The sequence below is a fragment of the Pseudomonas sp. P5_A2_2 genome (genome assembly GCF_054177685.1).
The window spans coordinates 1-4457 of the sequence record NZ_JBGCUL010000354.1; the positions used below are offsets into that span (position 1 = coordinate 1).

Here is a 4457-nt window from a genome sequence, read left to right on the forward strand (position 1 = left end):
CCATCGACCAGTTGGGCATCGCGCCGATGACCAGCATGTTCAGTTGCGGCACCCACGAGCGCCGGATGTGCGACACCATTCACCCGCAAATCCATGACTCCGACCGCCTGGCCATGTGGCGCGGCAACGGCGAGTGGATCTGCCGCCCGCTGAATAACCCGGCGACCCTGCAATTCAATGCCTTCGCCGATACCGACCCGAAGGGCTTCGGCCTGGTACAGACCGACCACGAGTTCGCCAGTTATCAGGACACCGTCGACTGGTACAGCCGCCGCCCGAGCCTGTGGGTCGAACCGACCACCGCATGGGGCGAAGGCTCGATCGATCTGCTGGAGATTCCGACCACCGGCGAAACCATGGACAACATCGTCGCCTTCTGGACCCCGAAGAAACCGGTAGCGGCCGGCGATTCGCTGAACTACGGCTACAAACTCTACTGGAGCGCACTGCCCCCGGTCGGTACGCCACTGGCGCGGGTCAATGCGACCCGTTCAGGCATGGGCGGATTCACCGAAGGCTGGGCGCCGGGCGAGCATTACCCGCCAGTCTGGGCGCGGCGGTTTGCCGTGGACTTCACCGGCGGCGGTCTGGACCGTTTGCCCGAAGGCGCCGGTATCGAGCCGGTGGTCACTTGCTCGAACGGCGAGGTCAAGGATTTCAGCGTTCTCAAGCTCGATGACATCAAGGGCTACCGCATCCTGTTTGACTGGTACCCGACCAATGACAGCGTGGAGCCTGTCGAGCTGCGCCTGTTCATCCGCACCAACGACCGCACGCTGAGCGAAACCTGGTTGTATCAGTACTTCCCGCCCGCCCCGGACAAGCGCAAATATCCCTGACAGCCAAGTAGCACCCAACTACCATTCGGTTTTCCGAACGCGACCTGCGGGTCAGTTCGGTTAACCGGATCATCCAACCTCAATATTCGCGCCATAAATATTTAATTTCCTTATAAATCAATAACATGACCTATTGTCACTGGTCTGGCACGAGTCATGCTCTACACTTCTTCGACGAATGTCCTTTGCGCCCTCTCTCAGTAGCGCTCAGGCGATTTGCAGCACAAAAGGGCCGATGAACTGGCTCCATAAAAAAAACAATGTCGAGGAAAATTTGATGCGCATCGTTCCCCACATCCTGGGCGCAGCCATTGCTGCCGCTCTGATCAGCACGCCAGTTTTCGCCGCCGAACTGACCGGCACCCTGAAGAAGATCAAAGAGTCCGGCGTCATCACCCTCGGGCATCGTGACGCTTCCATTCCGTTCTCCTACATCGCGGATGCTTCCGGCAAACCGGTCGGCTACTCCCACGACATCCAGCTGAAAGTCGTCGAAGCGCTGAAAAAAGACCTCGATATGCCGAACCTCCAGGTCAAGTACAACCTGGTGACTTCGCAAACCCGCATCCCGCTGGTGCAGAACGGCACCGTGGACCTGGAGTGCGGCTCCACCACCAACAACGTCGAGCGTCAGCAGCAAGTTGACTTCTCCGTTGGCATCTTCGAAATCGGTACTCGTCTGCTGTCCAAGGCAGACTCCAAGTACAAGGATTTCCCTGACCTGGCCGGCAAGAACGTCGTGACCACCGCCGGCACCACCTCCGAGCGCATCCTCAAGGCGATGAACGCCGACAAGCAGATGGGCATGAACGTCATCTCCGCCAAAGACCATGGCGAATCCTTCCAGATGCTGGAAACCGGCCGTGCCGTGGCTTTCATGATGGACGACGCCCTGCTGGCAGGTGAAGCAGCCAAGGCCAAGAATGCGAAAGACTGGGCAGTGACCGGTACTCCGCAGTCCTACGAAATCTACGGTTGCATGGTGCGCAAAGGCGACGAGCCGTTCAAAAAGGCTGTGGATGACGCCATCAAGGCCACCTACGCATCGGGCGAGATCAACAAGATCTACGAAAAATGGTTCATGCAGCCAATCCCGCCAAAAGGCCTGAACCTGAATTTCCCGATGAGCAACGAGCTCAAGGCCCTGATCGCCAATCCGACCGATAAAGCGGCTGACGACAAGAAATCCTGATTTCTGACTAACCTTATCTCCTGACAGGGCGCATGCCCTTTCAGGAGATGGTCACTCCCTGCTGGCATTTTTTGGAAACACTCGAACCGGTGGCTGTCGAGCCGGGCGCGTGTGCCTGTCCCTCAAGGACAGGCGGGAACGGAGCTTCCCCCAAGCGGGTATTTGTACATCGATCGAATCCGAGGGGAGACCCTAATGAATTACAACTGGGACTGGGGCGTGTTCTTCAAGTCCACCGGCGTGGGCAGCGAGACCTATTTCGACTGGTACGTGACCGGTTTGGGCTGGACCATCGGCATCGCCATCGCGGCCTGGATCATCGCCCTGACACTGGGCTCGATCCTGGGCGTCATGCGTACTGTGCCGAACCGCATCGTATCGGGCATCGCCACCTGCTACGTCGAACTCTTCCGTAACGTGCCGCTACTGGTTCAGCTGTTCATCTGGTACTTCCTGGTACCTGACCTGCTGCCGCCGGACCTGCAAGAGTGGTACAAGCAGGATCTGAACCCGACCACCTCGGCCTTCCTCAGCGTCGTGGTGTGCCTGGGCCTGTTCACYACSGCCCGSGTTTGCGAACAGGTGCGCACCGGTATCCAGGCCCTGCCCAARGGCCAGGAATCCGCRGCCCGYGCCATGGGTTTCAAGCTGCCGCAGATCTACTGGAACGTGCTGCTGCCCCAGGCCTACCGGATCATCATTCCGCCGCTCACCTCGGAATTTTTGAACGTATTCAAGAACACGTCCGTGGCCTCGCTGATCGGCCTGATGGAACTGCTGGCGCAGACCAAACAGACTGCCGAGTTTTCCGCCAACCTGTTCGAGGCCTTCACCCTGKCAACGCTGATCTACTTCACCCTGAACATGAGCCTGATGCTGCTGATGCGCATGGTCGAGAAGAAAGTCGCCGTACCGGGCCTGATTTCCGTAGGGGGTAAATGATGGAATTCGACTTCTCGGGCATCATCCCGTCCCTGCCGGGCCTGTGGAACGGCATGATCATGACCCTCAAGCTGATGGCCATGGGCGTGGTCGGCGGGATCATCCTCGGCACCATCCTGGCATTGATGCGTCTGTCCCACAGCAAAGTGCTGTCGAACATCGCGGGCGCCTACGTCAACTATTTCCGTTCGATCCCGTTGCTGCTGGTCATCACCTGGTTCTACCTGGCGGTGCCGTTCGTGCTGCGCTGGATCACCGGCGAAGACACGCCGATCGGCGCGTTCGCCTCCTGCATCGTGGCCTTCATGATGTTCGAAGCGGCATACTTCTGCGAAATCGTCCGCGCCGGTGTGCAGTCGATTCCCAAGGGCCAGATGGGCGCTGCCCAGGCGCTGGGCATGACTTATGGCCAGATGATGCGCCTGATCATCCTGCCGCAGGCATTCCGCAAGATGACCCCACTGTTGCTGCAACAGAGCATCATCCTGTTTCAGGACACCTCGCTGGTCYACGCCGTCGGCCTGGTGGACTTCCTCAATGCTTCGCGCGCCAGTGGCGACATCATTGGCCGCTCCAATGAGTTCCTGGTTTTCGCCGGCCTCGTGTACTTCACCATCAGCTTTGCCGCCTCGCGGCTGGTCAAGCGTCTGCAAAAAAGGTTCGCCGTATGATCTCTATCAAAAGCATCAACAAGTGGTATGGGGACTTCCAGGTACTGACTGATTGCAGCACCGAGGTCAAAAAAGGCGAAGTGATCGTGGTGTGCGGGCCGTCCGGTTCCGGCAAATCGACCCTGATCAAGTGCGTCAACGCCCTGGAGCCGTTTCAGAAAGGCGACATCGTGGTCGACGGCACCTCCATCGCCGACCCGAAGACCAACCTGCCGAAACTGCGTTCCCGCGTGGGCATGGTGTTCCAGCACTTCGAGCTGTTCCCGCACCTGACCATTACAGAAAACCTGACCATCGCGCAGATCAAGGTGCTGGGCCGCAGCAAGGAAGAAGCCACCAAAAAAGGCCTGCAACTGCTCGAGCGCGTCGGTCTCTCGGCCCATGCCCACAAGCACCCGGGCCAACTGTCGGGTGGCCAGCAACAGCGCGTGGCGATTGCCCGTGCGCTGGCGATGGACCCGATCGTCATGCTGTTCGACGAACCGACCTCGGCGCTGGACCCGGAAATGGTCAACGAAGTGCTCGACGTGATGGTGCAACTGGCCCACGAAGGCATGACCATGATGTGCGTGACCCACGAAATGGGCTTCGCCCGTAAAGTGGCGGACCGGGTGATCTTCATGGACGCCGGCAAGATCATCGAAGACTGCAAGAAAGAGGAGTTCTTCGGCGACATCAACGCCCGTGCGGATCGTACGCAGCACTTCCTCAACAAGATTCTGCAGCACTAAAAGCACTGGGCAATAGCCAGAAGCCGCACCGCCCCCCTGTGGGAGCGAGCTTGCTCGCGATAGCGGACTGACATTCAACATC

General features: G+C 59.0%; 5 protein-coding genes. All 5 read left to right on the top strand.

The window, feature by feature from the left end; genetic code table 11:
• Window positions 1-839, top strand: an 839-nt coding sequence (locus tag ACXRVY_RS18170) for a glucan biosynthesis protein (RefSeq protein ID WP_458237912.1), incomplete at its 5' end; no start/stop codon positions are given.
• A gap of 277 nt (window positions 840-1116) precedes the next feature.
• Window positions 1117-2031, top strand: a complete 915-nt coding sequence (locus tag ACXRVY_RS18175) for a glutamate/aspartate ABC transporter substrate-binding protein (protein ID WP_223458271.1) — start codon at window positions 1117-1119, stop codon at window positions 2029-2031.
• Between the two features lie 195 nt (window positions 2032-2226).
• A complete protein-coding gene (locus ACXRVY_RS18180) occupies window positions 2227-2973 on the top strand; it encodes an amino acid ABC transporter permease (RefSeq protein ID WP_458237913.1) in 747 nt (248 codons plus the stop codon).
• Window positions 2973-3644, top strand: a complete 672-nt coding sequence (locus tag ACXRVY_RS18185; protein WP_458237914.1) for an amino acid ABC transporter permease — start codon at window positions 2973-2975, stop codon at window positions 3642-3644. Before ACXRVY_RS18180 ends, ACXRVY_RS18185 begins: the two co-directional genes overlap by 1 nt.
• Window positions 3641-4375, top strand: a complete 735-nt coding sequence (locus ACXRVY_RS18190) for an amino acid ABC transporter ATP-binding protein (RefSeq protein WP_007985725.1) — start codon at window positions 3641-3643, stop codon at window positions 4373-4375. The genes ACXRVY_RS18185 and ACXRVY_RS18190 overlap by 4 nt, the downstream gene beginning before the upstream one ends.
• Window positions 4376-4457: the final 82 nt, after the last annotated feature.